We start from the raw sequence: 22,543 nt of genomic DNA, 5'->3' as shown, positions 1-22,543 counted from the left end.
ACTTTCCGGGGTCGTCCGGCTTCGCTCCGGTGACCAGGCGTGCCGCTAGGAGCAGAAAGCGGCCCGCCCGCCATAGGTTCGGGCCGCGCCCCCGAGGGGACGCGGCCCGAACCCCTGCACCGTGCCTGGAAAGCCTGTCGGATCGCTCGCAGCTCTGCCGGGTTACTCCCAGCCGAACTTCTGGGTCCAGGCGTTGCCGGCCTCGCCGACCCCGATCGATTCGAGCCCGCAGTTGAGGATGTTGTCCCGGTGGCCAGGGCTGTCCATCCAGGAGTTCATGACCTGCTCGGCGCTCTGCTGGCCCTTGGCGACGTTCTCCGCGCCGAAGGCGTTGTACCCGTGCCGCTGTGCGCGTTCGCCCGGGCCCTCGCCGTCGGGGCTGTCGTGGGCCATGTAGTCGCGGTCGTCCATGTCCTGGCTGTGCTCCTGCGCGGCGGCGGTGAGCCGGTCGTCCACATCGACGGGGCCGCAGCCGTGCGAAGAGCGCTCGTCGTTGACCAGGTTCACGACCTCGGCGGCCTGCGGGCCGCCTGCGGACTCGACGCCGACACCGCCGCCGCCTCCGGAGCCCCCGGAACCGCCGCCGCTACCTCCGGAGCCGCCGTCGCTGTCGCCACGGTCTCCGTCTCCGTCGTCGTCGGAGTCCTCGGCGCTGGAAGATGCGGTGACCTGGGCGTCCTGTGGGTCGCTGTCACCCTGCGGTTCCGCTGCTTCGGACGCGTCGGTGGGGGTATCGAAGAAGTCGTCGTCGGCCGACGCGTCGGGAACGCCCGAATCGTCGCTGACACCTTCGCCGATCTCGCCGGCCGCGTTCGTACCGTCGGCCGGGCCGGTGTCGTCGCCGACCCCGGAGAGCACCAGCGCCCCGGCCAGGGTGAGTCCTACCGGGATCGCGGCTATACCGACCGCGATCGGCACTGTCCTGCGTCGACCTTCGCGTTCTGAGCGCTGTTCGCGAGCGCTCATTCTGCGCCTGCCTCGGCGGCCTCGCGCCATATCGCTCTACCTTCCGTACAGGTGTGGGGAAACGGGCGGGTAACCCCTGCGGGTGGTCGGGTCCGTTCGGCCCCGACGGGCTTCTACGCCGGGGCTCTTGGTCTTCCCCGCGCGGGCTCTTCCGCTGCCCAAGGCCACGTGTGGAATGCGTGGCCCGCTTTCGGGCGGCCGTGTTTACGGCCCCGGGCCCGGTTGCCGCCAGGGACGGGCGGCGGGCCCGAAATGGAACGCCCTAGCGCGTGAGAGTAGAGCAAATGTCCGGAAAAGGGAATCCAAACCGTAATAAACCTGCTCAGGGTGGTGCGCGTCAGAGGGACAGCGCGCGTCCGTCAGCGCGGGCCTGCCAGCGCGGGCCCTTCCGCGCGGGTAGTCTCCGCCATCCGTGACAATGGGTGTGTGAGTCTCTACCGCGACGAGGGTGTCGTCCTACGCAACCAGAAGCTGGGCGAGGCCGACCGCATCGTCACCCTCCTGACCCGACGCACCGGCCTGGTGCGCGCCGTCGGCAAGGGCGTCCGCCGCACGAAGTCGCGCTTCGGCGCCCGCCTGGAGCCGTGTACCCACGTCGACCTGCAACTGCACACCGGCCGGAGCCTCGACGTCATCACCCAGGCCGAGACCCTGCGCTCCTACGGTGAGGCGGTCGTCACCGACTACTCGCGCTACACCGCGGCCACCGCGATGCTGGAGACCGCGGAAAAGGTGGTCTCCGTGGAGAAGGATCCGGCCCTGCGCCAGTTCCTCCTGCTCATCGGCGCGCTGCGTACGCTGGGGGAGGGGAGCCACGAGGCCAGGCTGGTCCTGGACGCCTACCTCCTCAGGTCCCTGGCGGTCGCCGGGTACGCCCCGGCGCTGACGGAGTGCGCCCGCTGCGGTAGCCGGGCAGAGCACCGTGCGTTCGCGGTCCACGCCGGCGGTATGGTCTGCTCGGTGTGCCGTCCCCACGGTGCCACGCATCCCTCGCCGGAGACGCTCCGACTCATGTCTGCGCTGCTCGGGGGCGACTGGGACAGCGCGGACGCCAGCGACGACAGGCACCGATCCGAGTGCAGTGGTCTGGTCGCGGCCTACCTACAGTGGCACCTGGAAAACGGAATCCGATCACTGCGCCATGTGGAGCGTTCTTGAGTCTGTTCAGCTTCGACAACGGTAAGCGGCGCGAGCGGGAGTACGACGCGCCCGTACCGCACCCCTCGGGGGTGCGCCCGCCTGAGCTCCCCGCCGACCTGGTGCCGCGCCACGTGGCCGTGGTCATGGACGGCAACGGCCGTTGGGCCAAGGCGCGCGGGCTGCCGCGCACCGAGGGGCACAAGGCCGGGGAGTCCTCCCTCTTCGACGTGATCGAGGGCGCCATGGAGATGGGGATCCCCAACCTCTCCGCCTACGCCTTCTCCACCGAGAACTGGAAGCGCTCGCCCGACGAGGTGCGCTTCCTTCTCGGCTTCAACCGCGACGTCATCCGCCGCCGCCGTGACGAACTGCACGCCCGCGGGGTGCGCGTCACGTGGTCCGGACGCCCCGGGATGCTCTGGAAGAGCGTCATCAGGGAGCTCAAGGACGCGGAGGAGATGACCAAGGACAACACCAGGCTCACACTCCAGTTCTGCGTGAACTACGGGGGCCAGGCGGAGATCGTCGACGCAGCGCGCGAGCTGGCCCGGCAGGCCGCCGCAGGGCAGATCTCCCCGGAGAAGATCACCGAGGACACCCTCACCCAGCAGCTCTACGCGCCCGATGTTCCGCCCGTGGACCTCTTCCTGCGGTCCTCCGGGGAGCAGCGGCTCTCCAACTTCCTCCTTTGGCAGTCCGCCTACGCCGAGTTCGTCTTCCTGGACACGCTCTGGCCCGACTTCGACCGCCGCGACCTGTGGCGGGCCTGTGAGATCTACGCGAGCCGGGACCGCCGCTACGGCGGAGCCCTGCCCAACCCCGTGGGTGGGAACGTGTCCGACCCGGCGGAAGAGGGGAGCAAGTAATGGCCAAGGAGAACCGCACCGAGGTGGACTCGCCAGTCAAGCCCGGGATGGCGTTCGCCGCTCTCGGCGACAGCTTCACCGAGGGCGTGGGCGACCCCTACCCGGACGGCAGCGGGGTCTTCCGCGGATGGGCCGACCGGCTGGCGGAGCACCTCGCAGACCACGCGGGCGGGATCGAGTACGCCAACCTGGCCGTGCGCGGCAAGCTCATCCGCCAGATCGTCACCGATCAGGTTCCGCCCACCCTCGAGATGGCACCGGACCTGGTCACCCTGTGCGCGGGCGGCAACGACCTGCTGCGCCCCGCGGGTGACCCCGAGCGCCTGGCGAAGATCCTGGACCACACGGTGGCCCGGCTGCGCGCCAAGGGCAGCCAGGTCGTGCTGTTCACCGGTGTGAACGTGGCCACCGGTTACATGCGCGGCACCATCGGCCTGTTCGCGCGCTACTACATGAACGTCCGCGCCATCGCGGACAAGTACGACTGCTTCCTGGTCGACCAGTGGTCCATGGACGTGCTCACCGACCCCCGCGCCTGGGACGAGGACCGCTTGCACATGTCCCCAGAGGGGCACCGCCGCCTGGCCCTGCGCGTCGCCGAGGTCCTGGGCGTTCCGGTCGAGGAGCGCTGGGACGAGCCCTGGCCCGAGATGGAGCCGGTCAGCTGGACCGAAGCGCGCAGGGACGACCTGCACTGGGTCAAGGAGTCCCTGGGACCGTGGATCGGACGCCGCCTCACCGGGAAGTCCTCAGGGGACACGGTGACCGCCAAGCGGCCCGAACTGACCCCGCTCTCCAAAGACCACTGAAGCGACATTTCCAGGCACACCGCTCATGGTGTGAGCTCCGCCCCAAAACGCGCCAAACCATCAACCTACTGTCGCGTAACCCTGGCGTTGAGTTGCATCATCGGCACTATGAGCGGTGTGCCGACCGGATCCTCCGGTGACTTGAACAACAAGGACATCCTGTCCTACGTCGCCCTCGGGGACAGCTTCACCGAGGGCATGAGCGACCCCTACCCGGACAGCGGCAGCGTTCCCAACGGCCGCTACCGAGGCTGGGCGGACCGTGTGGCCGAACACCTCGCGGAGCACGTGCCCGAGGTCCGCTACGCCAACCTCGCCGTCCGGGGACGCCTGATCGCCCAGATCCGCGACGAGCAGGTGCCGCGCGCGGTCGAGATGGCCCCCGACCTGATCACGATCTGCGCAGGCGGCAACGACATCATCCGCCCCGGCAGCGACCCCGACGAGGTCGTCGAGATCTTCGAGCAGATGATCGCCGAACTCCGCTCCACCGGGGCCCGGGTGGTCATCTTCACCGGCTTCGACACCAACTGGCATCCGGTCATGCGCCACCTGCGCGGCAAGATCGCCACCTACAACATGCACATGCGCGCTGTCGCGGACCGGTACGGGTGCGACGTCGTGGACGTGTGGAGCATGCGGATCTTCTCCGACCCCCGCTCCTGGAACTGGGACCGGCTCCACCTGTCCACTGAGGGCCACCGCAGGCTCGCGCTGCGCGTGTGCGAGGTCCTGGACGTCCCGGTCGACGCCGACTGGAACGAGCCCTTCCCCGCCCCGGAACCCCGCGACTGGCGCACCGCCCGCCAGGAGGACTTCCACTGGGCCCGCGAGTTCCTCGTGCCGTGGATCCACCGGCGCCTCACCGGACGCTCCTCAGGCGACGGCATCCACGCCAAGCGCCCGACCCTTGAGCGCTGCGACCCCGCCGAGGGCGAGCACTGACCGCCTCCTAGGCCAGCACCGGGTCCCGTAGCGTCGGAGCCATGGAAACGGGACCCGTGCACAAGTGCGCCGACTTCACCCCCAGGGCCGCCCGCATGCTGGACGAGGCGCGCCGCATCGCTGCGGAGTCCGGGGTTGTCGGCTCCGAGGGGGATCCGGTGGTCGGCGCCGAGCACCTCTTCCTGGCGATCCTGGCCGACGAGGACGGCATCCCCGCCCAGCGGCTGCTGGGGGAGCACGACCTCCCCGCCGTCCGCGCCTCGGTCCGCGCCGTCCTGGACTCCCCGGGCTACCGGGGCTCTCCCGGCCGCTAAAGCGCACCCGGCCGCGTGCCGGATCTGCTGGCGGCGGGTCCAGTACTCGGTGAGGTCACGGGCGCAGTCCAACCACCGCGGGGCCGGGGACGCGCGTTGATCGGCGGCCCCAGCCAGGCGACGTCCATCCACTCACACTAGGGAAGCGGGGACGAGCCGAACACCGGGTAGTGGTCCGAGTAGTCGTCGTAGGTGTACTCGGTGCCCCAGGAGCTCACCGTCCAGGGCTCGCTCTTCACGGCGCGGGTCTCGTTCACGTAGGACTCGGGCGCGGCGTCGTTGCGGATCGGCAGGACGTGGTCCAGCTGCTGGGGGTCCCAGTCGGAGTAGTCGTGCTCCGCGATCGAGTTGGTCGTGGGGTCCCAGGAGATCGCGTCACCGGTCGCGGTCGGCTCGACGGCGTCGAGCTGTTCCAGGGCCCGCTCCCACTCCTCGCTGCCGCCCACGACGTTGAGGTCGCCCGCGACGTAGACCTGCTCGTCGCCGGGGATCTGCTGCTCGTCCAGCACGGACAGGATCTGGTCGAGCTGGTGTCGGCGGATCTCCGCGTCCTCGCCGTCGCCGCAGGCGCCGTCCTCGGACTGCATGTGGGTGCCCACCACGTGCAGGGGGCCCGCGGGGGAGTCGATCTCCACGTAGGCGAAACCCTTGTTGGAGAACCAGTCCGCGCCGCAGGCCCGCTCGAAGATGTGCTGTTCGCCGCGCACGATCGGCCAGGTGCTGTGGACGCTCACGCCGCCGTTGGTGACGGTGTGGTGCCGGAAGCCGGTGGTGCGGTCCCAGCCCGACTCCGAGCGGCCCACGACGGGTGTCGCGTGCGGGTACTCGTCGGACAGCCCGTCGCGCAGGCGCTCGGCGCTGGAGTTCTCGAAAAGCTCCTGGAGGACCACGACGTCCTGGCCGGAGAGGATGCCGTCCTCCGCGGTCAGGTCGGCGCGCACGTCCTGTCCCCAGTTCGGGTACATGGCCTTGGGCATGAGGAACGCGTTGTGGGTGGCGATCCGGGGACCGGCCGGGTCCGCGGTTTCGGCCGCGGCGGGGGATGCGGGCAGGAGCGAGGTGGTGACCAGCGCTGTCAGGAGCGCGGCCGTAGTTTTTCTGTACACGGGCTCTCAGCCTGCCCGTTCCTCGACACGGGGTGGCTACTGGCGGGTAACCACTCGGTGGAGTCCTCGTGCACGGCAGGGAGGCCCACGGGGGAGACGACGAGTGCCCCGCACACGCGGGGCACTCGGATGTCTCTTCGGGCGATGTCAGGCCCGGCGTTCGGGCCCTATGGTCAGGCCTCTTGGGTCTGCCTCAGGGAGCAGTCGGCGCAGATGCCGAAGACCTCGACCGTGTGGGTCACCCCGGTGAAGCCGTGGTGGGTGCCGACCTCGGCGGCCCACTTCTCCACTGTGGGGCCCTCGATCTCCACGGCGGTCGAACAGGCCCGGCACACCAGGTGATGGTGGTGGTTGTCGGTGTCGCAGGCACGGTAGACGGCCTCGCCGTCGTCGGTGCGCAGCACATCGACCTCACCGGAATCACTCAGGGCCTGCAGGGCCCGGTACACCGTGGTCAGACCGATCTTCGAACCGTCTGCCCGCAGGTCCGCGTACAGATCCTGTGCGCTGCGGAAGCCGGAGGACTCGCTCAGAACCTGGCGGACTGCCTCGCGTCTCGTACTCATGGTTTCACCCTCCCCCGATCAGTCTGGGGCATCGTATCCGCCGGGCCGCCGCCTACGGGAGGGAGGGGTGCCGGGGCGCGGCGTTTGGCCGTGCGGAGCAGGACCCCTCCGAGAAGTACGGAGAGGCAGAAGATCGCCAGGGCCAGCAGCACGATGGTGGCCCCGGGCGCGAGGTCGGAGTAGAAGGCCGTGGTCAGCCCGCCCAAGGACGAGACCAGGCCGATCAGGATCGCCAGGCCCATCGTCACCCGGAAGCTGCGGCTCAGCTGCTGGGCCGCGGCGACGGGGACGATCATCAGGGCGCTCACCATCAGCACACCGACCACCCGCATCGCGATCACCACGGTCAGCGCCGCGGTGACCGCCAGCAGGATACTGAGGAAGCGGACCGGTAGCCCGTGTGCCCTGGCCACCTCCTCGTCCTGGCAGAGGACGAACAGCTCACGGCCGAACACCGCCAGAATCGCGATCACACCGGCCGCCAGCACGCTCACGACCCAGACGTCCTCCAAACTGACGGTGCTCACCGAGCCGAACAGGAAGGACGTCAGAGTGGCGTTGCTCGCACCCGGGGTGAGCCCGATGAGCAGGACCCCGCCCGCGATGCCGCCGTAGAACAGCAGTGCCAGCGCCACGTCGCCGCTGGCACGGGTGCGGACCCGCACCACCTCCATGAGGATGGCGCCCACGGTGGCCACGACGGCCGCGGTCAGCACCGGTGAGGTGCTCGTCAGCAGGCCCAGGGCCACACCCGTGAGCGCGATGTGGCCGATGCCGTCACCCAGGAGCGCGAGGCGGCGCTGGACCAGGAAGGTACCGATGATCGGGGTGACCAGGCCGACCAGTACCGCGGCGATCAGGGCGTGCCGCATGAATTCGTACTGGAGCATCTCAGTCACGTCGGGGTACCTCGAGTCGGATCATCTCCGCGGCCGTGGTGGTGTCCGCGGGGTGCGGTTCCGGGTCGTTGGGGTCGGGGTGCGGGTGCTGGTGCTCGTGTCCGGGGCGCGCGCATGCACCGGTGATCTCGGGAGCCTCGCCGTCATGCACGACCCGGCCGTGCTCCAGCACCACGGAGCGTTCGATCACCGACTCCAGCGGGCCCAGCTCGTGCAGCACCAGGACCACGGTGCTGCCCTGGTCGCGCAGGCGGGCGATGGCGCCGGCGAGGGCTCGCTGGTTCTCCGCGTCGACCCCGGCCATCGGCTCGTCCATGACGAAGGTGTCGGGCCGTCCGGCGAGCGCGCGGGCGATGAGGACCCGCTGCTGCTGTCCGCCGGACAGTTCGCGTACGGCGTCGCGCGCGCGGTCGGCGAGGTCGACGGCGGCGAGGGCCTCGTCGACGGCGGCGCGGTCGGCCTTGGTGGTAAGGGAGAAGCGGCGGCGCGAGGCGATCTGCCCGGAGGCGACGATCTCGCGGACGGTGGCGGGGACGGCGCCGCCGGCGGTGAGCCGCTGGGGCACGTAGCCGATCCGCCGCCAGTCGCGGAACCGGCGCAGGGGTGTGCCGTGGACGCGGATCTCGCCGGAGGTGAGCGGCACGATGCCGAGCATCGCGCGCATCAGGGTGGACTTGCCCGAACCGTTGGGGCCGAGGACGGCCATGGTCTGGCCTTCGGGGACTTCGACGCTGACGCCGTCGAGGACGGTGACGCCGTCGTAGGCGACGCGGGCGTCGACGGCCTGGAAGGCGGGCGGGGTTGCGAGGCTGGAATCGCCGGGCCCCGTGAACTGGGCAGACACCGCTTCATTATGGCGAAAACGAAAATGATTGTCAAAATTGCTGTAGTTGCCCGCGGAGGTGCCGGTTCGGGATCAGTGCTGGTCCGGGCTCAGAAGCCGAGGATCCGGGCGACCGCCAGCACCAGTACCACCAGCACCATCAGTACCCGGGGCACCCTTTGCTGCCGGTGGAGTGAGGGCCAGGTCAGGTAGGCCAGCCAGACGAAGAACACCGCCACCAGGAGCAGGCACAGCGCACCCAGCCACCCCGGAGCCATCAGCCCCGCGATGAACAGCGCCCCGAGGGCCACCGGCGGCAGCCACCGGGGGCGCTGGTGCAGCCAGACGAGGGGGACCGCGCTGCGCCGTTCCACCTCGCTCCGCAAGCGCCCCGCGCCCGGTGTGAACAGGGAATCCCCTGAGGGCAGAGGGCGGCCCCCATGAGGCTGCCTTCGCTCGTCTTCGTTCTCGGGAGAGGCCATCGCCGCCAGTTCCCCTTCCTGTATCACAGGGGCATGTCTGTGTCCCAGAGCACGTGCCGCGCGCTCGACCCACCCGCTCACCCCGTCCGGCACGGGCGCCGTGTCGCCGGTTGCGGGCACCGTTTCCCAGGCTTGTGATAATCCTGTTGTTAGACCCTAGTGCAGGGCCCTGGCCGCCGTGCCGGGCACAGGCGCGGCCCTATCCACCGCCGTGCATCTCCCCTCGTACCCGTTTCCGCACTGGCCCGGGTTGGTGCACGATGGGTCAAGAAACTTCTACATGTAGTTATTGACCGCCTGTTTGCGCGGGCCGTCCGCACCTCGGTACCCGCGCGTCGTGCCGCGACGAACCCTCCGGAGGGTGTCTACTTCCGTGCCCGAACCCACAGTCATCGTGACGTTCGACGTCACCGAACCACACCTGCAGAACTGCCTCGACTCCCTGGCGCGTCAGCGCGACGAGAACCAGACCGGGGCCTCGGCGGAGACCACCGTCGGCCGACCCGACATCGAGGTGCTCCTCGTGCCGGTCCGGACCACCAACGGTGAGTACCGAACAGCGGTCACGGAGACCGAGGACCTTGCCCCAGACGGCGAGGACCATGACACGAACGGCGACGACGAGGGGGCCGACAGCGGACCGGACGCCCCCCGCCCCGAAGAGAACGACCAGGGCGATGAAGCCGTCGAGTCCGCCCGTGAGGACGGGCTGGCCACGGCCGAGGCCTTCGTGCGGTCGTCGCCCGCAGGGCTGCGCGTCAGCCTCCTGCCGGGAGAACCCGCACCCGACCACCCCGAAGCGCGCTCCCGGGGCGGCGCCGCGGCCACCGGCAGCCATGTGCTCTTCCTCACCGGATCCGACGCACTGACCAGCTACGCGCTCGCATACCTCGCCCACAGCGCCGCCGACACCCGTTCCGACCTGGTGATCGGAAACGTCCACCAGTTCAACGAGCTCGGTGCCTCGCCCTCCAAGGCGCACAAGAAACTCTGCGGCCGGGAGCGGCTCGCCGAGGACCCCAGGGCACTGCCCGGGTTGCTTACGGACGCCGTCCTCGGCAACCGGCTCTGGCGCAAGGAGTTCTGGGACTCCCTGCCGGACCAGGAACTCTCCCCCGAGGACGCCGATCTCGGCATCAAGCGCGCGACCCTTCTCGCGGACTCCGTGAACGTGCTCTCCGCCCCGGTCCTGCTCTACAGGGAACGCGAGAAGGCGGCCCTGCCGCTGGACAAGGCGGTCCTCCAACGGCGCATCACCGCACTTGGGGACATCGCCGCCGCGCTCACCAGCGCCGACCGCCAGCTGTGGAACCGCGCCACACTCCAAGGTGAGCTCCACCGGCTGCTCCTGCGTCTGGACGACGCGGACGAGGAGGTGCGCGAGGCCGCCCTCGACTTGGTCAACGGTTACCTCGACCACGTTCCCGCCGCCCAGCTGCGCGGACTCAACGTCCTGGACCGCCTCCTGTACCACCTGGTGCGCAAGCGGCGCCTGGCCGACCTGCTGGAGGTCGCCACCTTCGCCAAGAGCGTGGAGATCAAGAAGGCGGGCGCCGTACGCCAAGGGCTGGGCTACTACGCCCGCTACCCCTTCTTCGACACCAAGGAGCCGGGCAAGGCCGTCCCCCGGGAGATCTACCGGCTCGGGGACGAGATCAAGGTCCGACAGAAGACCGAGGACGTCCGCTGGGAGGACGGCCGGCTGCACGTCAGCGGCCGGATCGGTATCCGCAACCTGAGGGCCCGCAAGCGCTGGCAGCAGCACGTCGTCGCCTTCGCGGTCAACACCGCCACTCGGCGCCGCGTTCGGGTCCCGGTCAGAACGCGGATGGCCGCCGAGTACCGGCTGCCCGACCTGCCCGACTCCGCCCGCCACGACTACGGCGGCTTCAACGTCGTGCTGGACCCGCGCCGACTACGCTCCTCCCGGGGCTGGCAGCCCGGCGACTGGAAGATCGAGCTCGTGGTGTTCAACCGCGGCCTGACCCGGCGCCGGATCGTCTCCAACCCGGTGTCCGGCCCGCCCGAGCGGCCCGCCTACCAGAGCGTCGGCGACGACGTGTGGGTCCGCCCGCACTGGAACCGGGACCGCCAGTTCGTCGTCAGCGTCGAACCGGAGACCGCCCGGGTCAGCGAACACCGCTTCGACACCCGCACCGCCGAACTCGCCCTGAGCGGAGAGCTGCTGTCCCCGCCCGCAGCCGAGGCGACCGAGCTCAGGCTGCTCCGCAACCACGGCACCGCACGGCTCAGCTACCCGGTCAGCATCCAGGGCGGCCGCTTCGACGCCCGGATCCGGGCCGGCGAGCTGTTTGCCCGCGGCCTCAGCGAGTGCGGCGGTGTGATCCGGCAGGAAGAGTGGGACGCCTACCTGGTCACCCCCGACCAGCACTGCATTCGACTGATCCTGCCCGACGCGGTACCCACCACGGCCTACAACTCGGAGGGCGCACAGCAGGAGCTGGCCGTCCACAGGACGGCCACCGGGTACCTGAAACTGCGGGCGGGACGGGCCCGACCCGTGGTCGACCGTGCCGAGTGGGACGAGCACGCCCTCGTCCTCGAGGGCGAGTTCACCGCCGGGGCGGACCTGCGCCTCGTGGCGAAGGCCCGCGGCCGCGACGAGGAACACGAAATCGCCGTGGAGCACTCCGGAAACCGCTTCACCGCCCGGTTCGCCCCCTCCCGGATCCCCACCCTCTCGGGTGAGCTGTCCCTGCCGACCGGCGCCTACCAGCTCTGGGGCCGGGTCGGCGAGGAACCGGCCGAGGGTGTGACCGGGACCGTCAAGCTCGACGTGGGAGTGGAGTTCGCGGAGGCCCTCATCCACGACCTGCCCATGGAGAGCGAGAGCCCCGAGCGCACGTACACGCTCTCCTACCAGGGGCGCGGAATCCCGGTGGTCCAGGTGGGGACCGACCTGCGTCCGGCCGAGCGCGGCACCTACGCCCAACGCGAGCTCCGGGAGACCTACTACCCGGCCCAGCGCACGAAGCCGGTCACCGAGGGCGTCCTCTTCGACACCTACACCGGCCGCCAGTACTCCGACAGCCCGCAGAGCATCTACGCCGAACTGCGCAAGCGGGAGCGCTGGGCCGACTACCCCATGTCCTGGCTGGTCGCCGACGGGCAGGTGCGCCTGCCCGACGACCTCGAGCCGGTCCGGCACCGAGGCGAGGAGTACTACCGGGAACTGGCCCGCAGCCGGTACCTGGTCAGCAACTCCCGCCAGCCCGCCTGGTACCACCGGCACCCGGAACAGGTGGTCGTGCAGACCTGGCACGGTTCGATGCTGAAGCGGATCGGCTTCGACGTGGAGAACATCCGCGGGAAGTCGCGCGACTACTTCGACAAGCTCGCCTGGGAGACCCAGCAGTGGGACTACCTGGTCTCGCCGAGCCCCTGGGCGACCCCGATCCTGCGCAGCGCCTTCCGTTTCGAGGGCGAGATCCTGGAGACCGGATACCCGCGCAACGACATCTTCTTCTCACCGGACCGGGAGCGCATCGCCGAACGCACCCGGCGCGTGCTGGGGCTGCCCAAGGACAAGAAGGTCGTCCTGTACGCGCCCACCTGGCGGGACGACAAGTACTACACGCGCGGCAAGCACAAGCTGGACCTGCACCTCGACCTGCGCCGGATGTACGAGAAGCTCGGCGACGACCACGTGCTGCTGGTGCGCCGCCACCCGCGCGTCGTGGACAGCGTGCCGATCGTGGGGGAGGAGTTCGTCTACGACGTGTCCCTGTACCCGGAGATCCAGGAACTGTTCCTGATCACCGACGTCCTGGTCACGGACTACTCGTCGATGATGTTCGACTTCGCCAACACCGGTCGGCCCATGCTCTTCTTCACCTACGACCTGGACAGCTACCGGGACAACCTGCGGGGGTTCTACTTCGACTTCGAGGAGACCGCTCCCGGGCCACTGCTGACCCGATCGGACGACGTCATCGAGGCCCTGCAGAACATCGACGACGTGGTCGCCAAGACCCGGGACACCTACCGGTCCTTCGTCGACCAGTTCTGTCCCTTGGACGATGGCCACGCCTCCGCCAGGGTCGTCGACCAGGTCTTCGGAAGAGATTGAGGCAGAGTTTGTCTTGGGCCTCCGCCCGCCCGTCGTCCGCCACCAACCCTCGAACGACGCCTACGGCGCAGTCTGGGATCCGGCTCGTTCCTCGCTAGCGGCTTGACTCCTCTTGCACTGTGCTTGCTGCAACCCAGGCTCTCCGGCGCTCGAACGGGCACCCCCCTGTGGTTGCGCACTGCGGGAGGGTGCCTGCTCGGGCCGCTCCGGAATGCTTCAGGGGCGGCCCGCCGCGTTCCCGCGCGTTCCGTGCGCCACAATGGTCCGGTGATCGTCATCACCCGTTACTCCGTGCCCGAGGCCGAAACCGAGGCCTTCCGAACCGACGCCGACGCCGCCGTGGAGGTCCTCTCCCAACGGCCGGGATTCCTGGGCCACCGCATCGGCCGCGCCGCCGACGACCCCACCCTGTGGACCGTGGTGACCGAATGGGAGGGCGCCGGCTACTACCGCAGGGCACTGTCCAACTTCGACGTGAAGATCACCGCCGTGCCCCTGCTCTCGAGGGCCATCGATGAGCCCACCGCCTTCGAGGTACTCACCGGCGCGGACACGCCATCCTGACCCGTGTGAGCGCGTCCGCACCCCGGTGGAAAGGGTGCGCGGGCGCCTTGTGATTGCTCTAGCCTGGGGGGATGCGGTCGCCCGGAGCGCCACATCCGTGGCTCCGCGTGCTGGCCGCGCCCCAACAGACCCGACGATGTATCGCGAACAGCGATCCACCGACCGCCAGCCGGATGGAGAAGTCACCCATGGCCGCCAAGTCAGAGGCAATGGACGCACTGGTCAACCTCGCCAAACGCCGAGGTCTGGTCTACCCCTCCAGTGAGATCTACGGAGGTCTGCGCGCGGCCTGGGACTACGGACCCTTGGGCGTGGAGCTGAAGAACAACGTCAAGCGCCAGTGGTGGCGTTCGATGGTCCAGGAGCGCGACGACATCGTCGGCCTGGACTCCAGCGTGATCCTGTCCCGTGAGATCTGGGAGGCGTCCGGCCACGTCCGGGAGTTCGCCGACCCGCTCACCGAGTGCCAGGCCTGCCACAAGCGCTTCCGCGCGGACCACCTCATCGAGGCCTACGAGGCCAAGCACGGCCGGGAACCCGAGGACGGCCTCGCCGCCATCGCGTGCCCCAACTGCGGAGCCAAGGCCTCCTTCACCGAGCCGCGCATGTTCAACGGCCTCCTGCGCACGTTCCTGGGCCCGGTCCAGGACGACAAGGGCCTCGCCTACCTGCGCCCGGAGACCGCGCAGGGCATCTTCATCAACTACAAGAACGTCGAGCAGAGCGCCCGCCGCAAGGTTCCCTTCGGCATCGGCCAGATCGGCAAGTCGTTCCGCAACGAGATCACCCCGGGCAACTTCATCTTCCGGACCCGCGAGTTCGAGCAGATGGAGATGGAGTTCTTCGTCAAGCCCGGCAGCGACGAGGAATGGCACCAGTACTGGATCGACCAGCGCCACCAGTGGTACCTGGAGCTGGGTATCGCCAAGGACAACCTGCGCCTGTACGAGCACCCGAAGGACAAGCTGGCCCACTACTCCAAGCGGACCGTGGACATCGAGTACCGCTTCGGCTTCCAGGGCAGCGAGTGGGGCGAGCTCGAGGGCGTGGCCAACCGCACCGACTTCGACCTCAAGACGCACGCTGAGGCCTCCGGTGCCGACCTGTCGTACTTCGACCAGGAGAACAACGAGCGCTACATCCCCTACGTCATCGAGCCCGCGGCAGGTGTCGACCGGGCGGTGCTCACGTTCATGCTGGACGCCTACAACGTCGACGAGGCCCCCAACGCCAAGGGCAAGATGGAGAAGCGCGCCGTGATGCGCCTCGACCCGCGCCTGTCGCCGGTCAAGGTCGCGGTGCTGCCGCTGTCGCGCAACACCGACCTCTCGCCCAAGGCCCGCGACCTCGCCGCCCTGCTGCGCAAGCGCTGGAACGTGGAGTTCGACGACGCCGGTGCGATCGGTCGCCGCTACCGCCGCCAGGACGAGATCGGTACCCCGTTCTGTGTGACGGTGGACTTCGACACCCTGGACGACAACGCCGTGACCGTGCGCGAGCGCGACACCATGTCGCAGGAGCGCGTCTCGCTGGACCGCGTCGAGATGTACCTGCTGGAGCGCCTGCCCGGCTGCTGAGGCCGAGCATGAGCCCTGGGCCCTGATCCGAGAGACCGCCCGTTCCCGCACCCGGGGGCGGGCGGTCGTCGTCGGGGACGGCGCACACCGGTCACCGGTATCGGCGGGTACCGGCAGCAAACACAGAGAGACGGCCGGACCCGGGGGGATGTGGTTTCCGACCGCCTCTTCGGTTCCTCCGGCCGCACACGGCGCGGGGAACCGGGTCCCAACCTAGCGGTAGCCCCTGAGCGGTGTGCGGGAGTTTCGTGCTCCTTGTCCTGCCGTGTAAGCCAATCGTGACGCGGCGGCCGAATGTGGCCAGTCGTCCGGTCAGCCCGCCGTGTAGACCACGAAGGACACCGCGATGTAGTGGCAGATGAACGCCGCGATGGTCAGCGAGTGGAAGATCTCGTGGAAGCCGAACCAGCGCGGTGCGGGGTCGGGCCGCTTGAGGCCGTAGACCACGGCACCGACACTGTAGAGCACGCCGCCCACGAGGATCAGAATCCAGGTGGCGGGGTTCGTGCCGCCGACCAGGTCGGGGATGAACAGGACCGCCACCCAGCCGATGGCCAGGTAGAGCGCGGTGGACAGCCAGCGCGGGGCGTTGAGCCACAGGAGCTTGAAGGCCACCCCGGCGATCGCCCCGCCCCAGACCAGGGCCAGCATGGCCGCGCGCAGGGGGTCGTCCAGGACCAGCACGATGAACGGCGTGTAGGTGCCCGCGATGATCAGGTAGATGTTCGAGTGGTCCATGCGGCGCAGCATCCTCTGTGCGCGCGGTGACCAGCGGCCCAGGTGGTAGATGGCCGAGGTGCTGAACAGCAGCACGGAGCTCAGCGCGTAGACGGCGCTCGCGACCATGGCGGGAACGGTGGGCGACAGCGCGACCAGGACGATGCCGGCGGCCAGCGCGATCGGCGCGGTCCCGAGGTGCAGCCAGCCGCGGAGCCGGGGCTTGACAGCCTCCAGGAGGTCCCCGGCGGCGGATACGGCGCGCTCGGGTACGGAGACGGCTGGGTCTCCTTCCGTCGCCGTGGCGGCGTCCCAGGCCTTGGAGTCCCCTGTCCGGGAGCCGTCCGCCTGGGATTCCTCCGTCTCCCGCTCCTTCGACACCGTTCGCACCTCTCACGTCCAGCGACCCCGCTCGGTGGCGGGCACACTCCGGATTCTAACTTACGGAGCCGTAGGTTACTTGTTGGTAATGCTGTGTCTCGACGCACAGTACGTATCGGAGGGGCCGGTGTGGCGGGAGATTGGTCGTGTGGCCGGTTCGTGCCGGAGTCGACCGGGGAGGCTCGCTGCGGCTCGCGGAGGAACGCCGCTGACCAGCGGTGACATGGGGCACACGGGTATCCTCCTGCTGTTTCCGGGCGGGGGATAGGTGCACCTGTGCTGAACCATTGGTATAGACCTGTATAACCGCTGTGAGCAGCTAATATGCCATCAATGGGTGGTTCATGACGCCTTGCTTTTGCGGAGTCTGGATAGAGTCTCGCCAGACAGTCGGCCCGTGCCGCCGAGAGAGAACGAGGGAGCACCCCGTGACCAAGTACGTCTACAAGTTCACCGAGGGCAACAAGGACCTGAAGGATCTGCTCGGTGGCAAGGGGGCCAACCTCGCCGAGATGACCAACATCGGTCTCCCGGTTCCCCCCGGTTTCACCATCACCACACAGGCGTGCCGTCACTACCTGGAGAGCGGTACCGTCCCCGGCGGCCTGGACGCGGAGATCGAGGCCAACCTCAAGGACCTCGAGAAGGCCATGGGGCGCCGGCTCGGCCAACCCGACGATCCGCTCCTCGTGAGCGTACGTTCGGGCGCCAGATACTCCATGCCCGGCATGATGGAGACCGTCCTCAATATCGGCCTCAACGACGAGTCCGTCGTGGGGTTGGCTGCTCAGGGGGGCGACGAGCGCTTCGCCTGGGACTCCTACCGCCGCCTCATCCAGATGTTCGGCAAGACGGTCCAGGACATCGACGGCGACCTCTTCGAGGAGGCCATCGACCACCTCAAGGCCGAGAAGGGCATCACCGACGACCTCGACCTCGACGCCGCCGATTTCCGCCGCCTGGTGGAGCGGTTCAAGGACGTCGTCGCCGAACAGACCGGCAGCCCGTTCCCCGCGGACCCCCGCGAGCAGATGACCCTCGCGGTCAAGGCGGTCTTCGACTCCTGGAACGCCCCGCGCGCCATCCTCTACCGGCGCCGGGAGCGTATCCCCGCCGACCTCGGCACCGCCGTCAACGTCTGCTCCATGGTCTTCGGCAACCTGGGCATGGACTCCGGTACCGGAGTCGCCTTCACCCGCGACCCCGCCTCCGGCCAGCCCGGTGTCTACGGCGACTACCTCCAGAACGCCCAGGGCGAGGACGTGGTGGCGGGCATTCGCAACACCGTGCCCCTCACCGACCTGGAGAAGATCGACGCCCGCAGCTACGAAGAGCTCATGGGCACCATGGAGGCCCTGGAGAACCACTACCGGGACCTGTGCGACATCGAGTTCACCATCGAGCGCGGCAAGCTGTGGATGCTCCAGACACGTGTCGGCAAGCGCACCGCGGGTGCGGCCTTCCGTATCGCCGACCAGCTCGTCGACCAGGGCATGATCACTCTCGACGAGGCGGTCCAGCGTGTCACGGGCGACCAGCTCGCCCAGCTCATGTTCCCGCGCTTCGACGAGAAGGCCGCCGCGAGCGATGAAGCCCACCGCCTCGGCCGCGGCATGAACGCCTCACCCGGCGCCGCCGTCGGCAAGGCCGTCTTCGACTCCTACACGGCCGTCAAGTGGTCGCGCAGCGGCGAGAAGGTCATCCTCTGCCGCCGCGAGACCAACCCCGACGACCTGGAAGGCATGATCGCCGCCGAGGGCATCCTCACCAGCCGGGGCGGCAAGACCTCGCACGCCGCCGTCGTCGCCCGAGGCATGGGCAAGACCTGTGTCTGCGGTGCGGAAGAACTCGACATCGACACCAAGAACCGCCGCTTGACCGCGCCCGCCGGCGAGGTGATCGAAGAGGGCGACATCATCTCCATCGACGGCACCAACGGCCAGGTCTACCTCGGCGAGGTACCCGTGGTGGACTCGCCGGTGGTGCGCTACTTCGAGGGTGAGATCGACCCCGCCTCCGACCAGGCCGACGACCTCGTGCGCTCCGTGGACCGGCTGATGCACTACGTCGACGCCGCCCGCCGCATGTACGTGCGCGCCAACGCCGACACCCCGGAGGACGCCGCACGCGCCCGCCGGATGGGCGCCCAGGGCATCGGCCTGTGCCGCACCGAGCACATGTTCCTCGGCGACCGGCGCCAGCTCGTGGAGAGCCTCATCCTGGCCGACACCGCCGACGACCAGCAGGGATCCCTGGACGCGCTTCTGCCGCTGCAGCGCGCGGACTTCAACGGCATCCTCGGCTCCATGGACGGGCTGCCCGTCACGGTGCGCCTGCTCGACCCGCCGCTGCACGAATTCCTGCCCGACATCACCGAACTGTCGGTGCGCGTGGCCGTGGCCGAGGCCCGCGGAGAGAGCCACGAGAACGACCTGCGCGTTCTGCAGGCCGTGCACAAGCTGCACGAGCAGAACCCGATGCTGGGTCTGCGCGGCGTGCGCCTGGGCCTGGTCGTCCCCGGGCTGTTCACCATGCAGGTGCGCGCCATCGCTCAGGCCGCCGTCGACCGGATCCGCGAGGGCGGCCGTCCCCGGCCGGAGATCATGATCCCGCTCGTCGGCACCGTCCAGGAGCTGGAGATCATCCGCGACGACGCGCTGCGCGTGCTCCGCGAGGTGGGGGAGGAGAACGGCATGGAGTTGGACTTCCCGGTGGGCACCATGATCGAGCTGCCCCGCGCCGCGCTCACGGCCGGGCAGATCGCGGAGAACGCCGCGTTCTTCTCCTTCGGTACCAACGACCTCACCCAGACGGTGTGGGGCTTCTCCCGGGACGACGTCGAGGCCTCGTTCTTCTCGGCGTACCTGGAAAAGGGCGTGTTCGGGGTCTCACCGTTCGAGTCCCTGGACGTGGACGGCGTCGGCCGCCTGATCCGCATCGCGGCGGAGGAGGGGCGCGCTGCCCGCCCGGGGATCAAGCTCGGCGTGTGCGGCGAGCACGGCGGGGACCCCGTTTCGGTGCACTTCTTCCACCAGGTGGGCCTGGACTACGTGTCCTGCTCGCCGTTCCGGGTCCCGGTCGCCCGGTTGGAGGCGGGCCGGGCCGCGGGCAGCTCCCTCTAGCCCTGCTCTCCGAAGGGTTCAGTGCTTCGCCGGAGAAACCGAACGAGTGCGGCGCCCCCGCCCGCCGCGGGGGCGCCGTGGCGGGTGTTCCAGGACTTTCGGGGCACTAGAATCGGCCACTACGGTGGCAGCTGTACAAAAAGGCCACTGTGACCTGTTCGTGATATATTCTTGACCTCTGCGGCTTCCTGTGCGCTGTCCGATCCGCCACCCCACGGGCGGGCGTCGGGCACGGTCGGCCACTCGATCCATGTCCATGCCCCCGGGCGGGGTGTCGCGAACCAGCGGTGGGCAGCGGGCGTCCCAGTGGGGGTACCGCGTCCTGAGTCAACTGTGCGGAGGTGAGCCGGTGCGAACGGCGAGCGACGGTCGCGGCGAAGAGCCGTGGGAGGACCCCACCACACCCCCCGCCTCGGCGGACGACGAGGCCACCAGGGTCTTCTCCCGCGACGGTTTCGCCGAACCCGCTCCCGCGGCACCGGCGGCAGACACCGTTCCTGTGGCACCGGCGGCCGACACCACCAGGGAGTTCACCCGTTCCGACCACTTCGCCGCGGACCCCGAGCACGGGGGCGCGGATGACTTGGGCGGCGGCCCGCCCTTCACCCGGAAGTTCGTCCGGGACCGTCCCCTGCCGCGCGCCCACGACGAGGACCGGCCCCTCTACCGGGACGAACCCGAGCCGCCACCGGAGCCGCGCACACGCCGTCCCGAACCCGCTCCGCCCCGGAAGCCCCGGCGACGCAAGCGCCGACGCTTCCGGGTGCGCTGGCTCATCACCCTGATCCTGATAGCCGCCCTGGCGATCCCGCCAGGCACGTGGGGATGGGTCTGGTACACAGCCCGCCAGGACGACCGGATGGCCTCCGATGCCATCGTGGTGCTCGGCGCCAGCCAGTACAACGGCGTGCCCTCCCCGGTCTTCGAGGCGCGCCTGCGCCAGGCCCAGGTCCTCTACCAGGACGGTGTGGCGCCGGTCATCGTCACGGTCGGCGGCAAACAACCCGACGACGCCTACACCGAAGCCGCCGCGGGCCGGAACTGGCTCGTCGATGTCGGTATCCCCGCCGAACAGGTCGTCGCCGTCGAGGAGGGCAGTGACACCCTCCAGAGCATCGACGCGGTCGCGCAGGTCTTCGACGAACGCGCGTGGCAGACCGCCATCCTGGTTTCCGACCCCTGGCACAGCGCGCGCTCCAAGAGCATGGCCGCCAGCTACGGGATCGACGCGGGCACCTCGCCTGCGCGCACCGGACCCGCGGTCATCGAGCGGGAGACGCAGCTCTGGTACATCACCAGGGAAACCGCCTCGCTCTGGTACTACTGGATCTTCAACGACAGCAGCGACATCCGGGTCAACGCGGCCTGACCTGCGCGATCGGCGCGTTCTGTCGCTGTCGGGAAGTAGAGTCACGGTCATGACGACCAACCCGGGTGAGAACGGCGCGCACAGCTACACCGAGCGCGACACCGAGCGCCTGTCCCAGGAGTCACGCAAGAGCAGGCGGCGCGGCCCCTTCGAACGGGACCGCGCCCGCGTCCTGCACAGCTCGGCCCTGCGTCGGCTCTCCGCCAAGACCCAGGTCGTCCAGCCGGGGGTGAGTGACTTCCCGCGCACCCGGCTGACCCACTCCTTGGAGTGCGCCCAGATCGGCCGAGAGCTCGGCGGGGCCCTCGGCTGCGACCCCGACCTGGTGGAAGCCGCCTGCCTCTCCCACGACCTGGGCCACCCGCCCTTCGGGCACAACGGCGAGCGCGCCCTCGACGAGGCCGCCGCGGCCTGCGGCGGGTTCGAGGGCAACGCCCAGAGCCTGCGCCTGCTCATCCGCTTGGAGGGCAAGGTCATTGCCCCCGACGGCCGCAGCGCGGGCCTCAACCTGACCCGGGCCACCCTGGACGCCACCGTGAAGTACCCGTGGCGCCGCGGTGAGGGCGGCGACACCCACAAGTTCAACTGCTACCCCGACGACGCCGAGGCCTTCGCCTGGCTGCGTGAGGGGGCACCCAACGGCCGCACGTGCTTCGAGGCGCAGGTTATGGACTGGGCCGACGACGTGGCCTACTCCGTGCACGACGTGGAGGACGCCCTGCACGCCGGGCTGGTCAGCATGGCCGCCCTGCGCGATCCCGGTGAGCGCGCCGAGGTCTGCCGTATCGCCGCCGCGTCCTACTGCGACGCCGAGGCCGCCGAGCTCGACGAGGTGTTCACCGACCTGCTGGCCGAACCCGTCTGGCCCCGCGAGTTCACCGGTGACCTAGCCTCGCTCGCCGCCCTCAAGAACCTCACCAGCGAACTCATCGGCCGCTTCTGCCGCGCCGCGGAACGCGCCACCCGCCGGGCCCACGGGCCCGGTCGCCTCACCCGCTACGGGGCCGACCTCGTCCTGCCCCGCCGGGCGCTGCTGGAGTGCGCCCTGCTCAAGGCGGTGGCAGTGCGCTTCGTGATGTCCCGCGAGGAGGCGCGGATCTATCAGGCCGAGGAGCGCCGGACCGTCACCGAGCTGGTCGATGCCCTGTGGCACAGCGCCCCCGGGGCTCTGGACCCGCAGTTCCGGGCTTCCTTCGACAGCGCCCCCGACGAGGCCGCCGCACTGCGGGCGGTTGTCGACCAGGTCGCCTCCCTCACCGACACCTCCGCCACGGCACTGCACGCCCAGCTCGTCACCTGAACTCTCGTCACCTGGACGCTCGTCACCTGGACGCTCGCCACCTGGACGCTCGCTACCTGGGCGCTCGCCATCTGAACGGCCGTCGCCACTGCGGACCTGCAGAGCCTGGTGGGGATGAGCCTGCTGTCAGTGAGCTTCCTGTCAGTGAGCTTCCTGTCAGTGAGCTTCCTGGCAAAGGGGCCTGCTAGCAGAGGGGGCGATTTCCCCTGCTGTGGTGGGGTTGCCCTTGCCCTTGTGGGCTGGGGTGTCCTCCTTTCCCGCCGCCCGATTGTGGCCGTCTCCGCTACGCGCCTCAAGGTCGTCGCCATCGAGCGCTTCGCGCGTCAAAGGCGCTCCACCTTGACCCGCTTCGCTGCGACGGCGGGTTGGCGGCTATCGGTAAAGTTGTGTCCTGAACGTGAACCAGAGGAGGAAGTAGGAACTCTCTGCGGAAGCGGTGCTGCACGCAAAGATGAAGGATCTGGCCCTTCGGAGCCGTCCTGCGGGGGAGGGCTTCAAACCACCTCA

The 22,543-nt window shown here is 69.4% G+C and carries 18 protein-coding genes; 11 read left to right on the top strand and 7 right to left on the bottom strand.

Features of this window, described 5'->3' with window-relative positions; genetic code table 11:
* Positions 1 to 162: 162 nt before the first annotated feature.
* Positions 163 to 966, bottom strand: a complete 804-nt coding sequence (locus ACYVDG_RS28960; protein ID WP_460761374.1) for a CAP domain-containing protein — start codon at positions 964 to 966, stop codon at positions 163 to 165.
* A 426-nt stretch (positions 967 to 1,392) separates the two neighbouring features.
* On the opposite strand from ACYVDG_RS28960, the gene recO reads away from it, so the two are divergent.
* The 5 genes from recO (at position 1,393) to ACYVDG_RS28935 (ending at position 5,040) form a co-directional block, all read left to right on the top strand.
* Positions 1,393 to 2,124: a DNA repair protein RecO gene (gene recO / locus ACYVDG_RS28955; protein ID WP_460761369.1), complete on the top strand. Its 732-nt coding sequence runs from the start codon at positions 1,393 to 1,395 to the stop codon at positions 2,122 to 2,124.
* Complete coding sequence (locus tag ACYVDG_RS28950) at positions 2,121 to 2,972, top strand: isoprenyl transferase (protein WP_460761364.1); 852 nt, start codon at positions 2,121 to 2,123, stop codon at positions 2,970 to 2,972. The genes recO and ACYVDG_RS28950 overlap by 4 nt, the downstream gene beginning before the upstream one ends.
* Positions 2,972 to 3,781 (top strand): SGNH/GDSL hydrolase family protein, encoded by an 810-nt coding sequence (locus ACYVDG_RS28945; RefSeq protein WP_460761359.1) that lies wholly within the window; start codon positions 2,972 to 2,974, stop codon positions 3,779 to 3,781. Before ACYVDG_RS28950 ends, ACYVDG_RS28945 begins: the two co-directional genes overlap by 1 nt.
* A gap of 108 nt (positions 3,782 to 3,889) precedes the next feature.
* The gene (locus ACYVDG_RS28940; protein ID WP_460761356.1) at positions 3,890 to 4,726 is read left to right on the top strand and encodes an SGNH/GDSL hydrolase family protein; all 837 of its coding nucleotides are present in this window, start codon (positions 3,890 to 3,892) and stop codon (positions 4,724 to 4,726) included.
* A 41-nt stretch (positions 4,727 to 4,767) separates the two neighbouring features.
* Positions 4,768 to 5,040 carry a Clp protease N-terminal domain-containing protein gene (locus ACYVDG_RS28935; RefSeq protein WP_460761350.1) on the top strand — a complete coding sequence of 91 codons (273 nt, stop codon included), beginning with the start codon at positions 4,768 to 4,770 and terminating at the stop codon, positions 5,038 to 5,040.
* Positions 5,041 to 5,177: 137 nt separating this feature from the next.
* Here ACYVDG_RS28935 and sph read toward each other — a convergent pair whose 3' ends face one another.
* The 5 genes from sph to ACYVDG_RS28910 all read right to left on the bottom strand — a co-directional run bounded on the left by sph (position 5,178) and on the right by ACYVDG_RS28910 (position 8,916).
* Positions 5,178 to 6,146 carry a sphingomyelin phosphodiesterase gene (sph, locus tag ACYVDG_RS28930; protein ID WP_460761346.1) on the bottom strand — a complete coding sequence of 323 codons (969 nt, stop codon included), beginning with the start codon at positions 6,144 to 6,146 and terminating at the stop codon, positions 5,178 to 5,180.
* A gap of 173 nt (positions 6,147 to 6,319) precedes the next feature.
* Positions 6,320 to 6,712, bottom strand: coding sequence for a Fur family transcriptional regulator (locus ACYVDG_RS28925; protein WP_460761341.1), 393 nt, complete (start codon positions 6,710 to 6,712; stop codon positions 6,320 to 6,322).
* Positions 6,709 to 7,611 (bottom strand): metal ABC transporter permease, encoded by a 903-nt coding sequence (locus tag ACYVDG_RS28920; RefSeq protein WP_460761334.1) that lies wholly within the window; start codon positions 7,609 to 7,611, stop codon positions 6,709 to 6,711. Before ACYVDG_RS28920 ends, ACYVDG_RS28925 begins: the two co-directional genes overlap by 4 nt.
* Positions 7,604 to 8,455, bottom strand: coding sequence for a metal ABC transporter ATP-binding protein (locus tag ACYVDG_RS28915; RefSeq protein WP_460761331.1), 852 nt, complete (start codon positions 8,453 to 8,455; stop codon positions 7,604 to 7,606). Before ACYVDG_RS28915 ends, ACYVDG_RS28920 begins: the two co-directional genes overlap by 8 nt.
* An 89-nt stretch (positions 8,456 to 8,544) precedes the next feature.
* Positions 8,545 to 8,916, bottom strand: coding sequence for a DUF6703 family protein (locus ACYVDG_RS28910; protein ID WP_460761328.1), 372 nt, complete (start codon positions 8,914 to 8,916; stop codon positions 8,545 to 8,547).
* Positions 8,917 to 9,289: 373 nt separating this feature from the next.
* Here ACYVDG_RS28910 and ACYVDG_RS28905 point away from each other — a divergent pair, with 373 nt between their 5' ends.
* The 3 genes from ACYVDG_RS28905 (at position 9,290) to ACYVDG_RS28895 (ending at position 15,147) form a co-directional block, all read left to right on the top strand.
* Positions 9,290 to 13,006, top strand: a complete 3,717-nt coding sequence (locus tag ACYVDG_RS28905; protein WP_460761324.1) for a bifunctional glycosyltransferase/CDP-glycerol:glycerophosphate glycerophosphotransferase — start codon at positions 9,290 to 9,292, stop codon at positions 13,004 to 13,006.
* Positions 13,007 to 13,273: 267 nt separating this feature from the next.
* Positions 13,274 to 13,570, top strand: a complete 297-nt coding sequence (locus tag ACYVDG_RS28900) for an antibiotic biosynthesis monooxygenase family protein (protein ID WP_460761321.1) — start codon at positions 13,274 to 13,276, stop codon at positions 13,568 to 13,570.
* A gap of 188 nt (positions 13,571 to 13,758) precedes the next feature.
* Positions 13,759 to 15,147, top strand: coding sequence for a glycine--tRNA ligase (locus tag ACYVDG_RS28895; protein WP_460761317.1), 1,389 nt, complete (start codon positions 13,759 to 13,761; stop codon positions 15,145 to 15,147).
* Positions 15,148 to 15,459: 312 nt separating this feature from the next.
* Here ACYVDG_RS28895 and trhA read toward each other — a convergent pair whose 3' ends face one another.
* Positions 15,460 to 16,254, bottom strand: a complete 795-nt coding sequence (trhA, locus tag ACYVDG_RS28890) for a PAQR family membrane homeostasis protein TrhA (RefSeq protein WP_460761313.1) — start codon at positions 16,252 to 16,254, stop codon at positions 15,460 to 15,462.
* Between the two features lie 419 nt (positions 16,255 to 16,673).
* Between trhA and ppdK the strand changes: the two genes are divergently transcribed.
* From ppdK to ACYVDG_RS28875, 3 genes are all read left to right on the top strand, one after another.
* Positions 16,674 to 19,367 carry a pyruvate, phosphate dikinase gene (gene ppdK / locus ACYVDG_RS28885; RefSeq protein WP_460761308.1) on the top strand — a complete coding sequence of 898 codons (2,694 nt, stop codon included), beginning with the start codon at positions 16,674 to 16,676 and terminating at the stop codon, positions 19,365 to 19,367.
* Positions 19,368 to 19,716: 349 nt separating this feature from the next.
* Positions 19,717 to 20,736 (top strand): YdcF family protein, encoded by a 1,020-nt coding sequence (locus tag ACYVDG_RS28880; protein WP_460761304.1) that lies wholly within the window; start codon positions 19,717 to 19,719, stop codon positions 20,734 to 20,736.
* A 49-nt stretch (positions 20,737 to 20,785) separates the two neighbouring features.
* Positions 20,786 to 22,036 carry a deoxyguanosinetriphosphate triphosphohydrolase gene (locus ACYVDG_RS28875; protein ID WP_460761301.1) on the top strand — a complete coding sequence of 417 codons (1,251 nt, stop codon included), beginning with the start codon at positions 20,786 to 20,788 and terminating at the stop codon, positions 22,034 to 22,036.
* The last annotated feature ends 507 nt before the right edge of the window (positions 22,037 to 22,543 follow it).

Source organism: Nocardiopsis oceani (assembly GCF_054777395.1).
Note: the sequence above shows the minus strand (reverse complement) of the source record. Positions and strands in the feature narration are given on the sequence as shown.

Coding starts and splice junctions, on each gene's coding strand:
- ACYVDG_RS28960 (WP_460761374.1), bottom strand. CDS start 966: ATGAGCGCTCGCGAACAGCGCTCAGAACGCGAAGGTCGACGCAGGACA.
- ACYVDG_RS28945 (WP_460761359.1), top strand. CDS start 2,972: ATGGCCAAGGAGAACCGCACCGAGGTGGACTCGCCAGTCAAGCCCGGG.
- ACYVDG_RS28940 (WP_460761356.1), top strand. CDS start 3,890: ATGAGCGGTGTGCCGACCGGATCCTCCGGTGACTTGAACAACAAGGAC.
- ACYVDG_RS28935 (WP_460761350.1), top strand. CDS start 4,768: ATGGAAACGGGACCCGTGCACAAGTGCGCCGACTTCACCCCCAGGGCC.
- ACYVDG_RS28925 (WP_460761341.1), bottom strand. CDS start 6,712: ATGAGTACGAGACGCGAGGCAGTCCGCCAGGTTCTGAGCGAGTCCTCC.
- ACYVDG_RS28910 (WP_460761328.1), bottom strand. CDS start 8,916: ATGGCCTCTCCCGAGAACGAAGACGAGCGAAGGCAGCCTCATGGGGGC.
- ACYVDG_RS28895 (WP_460761317.1), top strand. CDS start 13,759: ATGGCCGCCAAGTCAGAGGCAATGGACGCACTGGTCAACCTCGCCAAA.
- ACYVDG_RS28875 (WP_460761301.1), top strand. CDS start 20,786: ATGACGACCAACCCGGGTGAGAACGGCGCGCACAGCTACACCGAGCGC.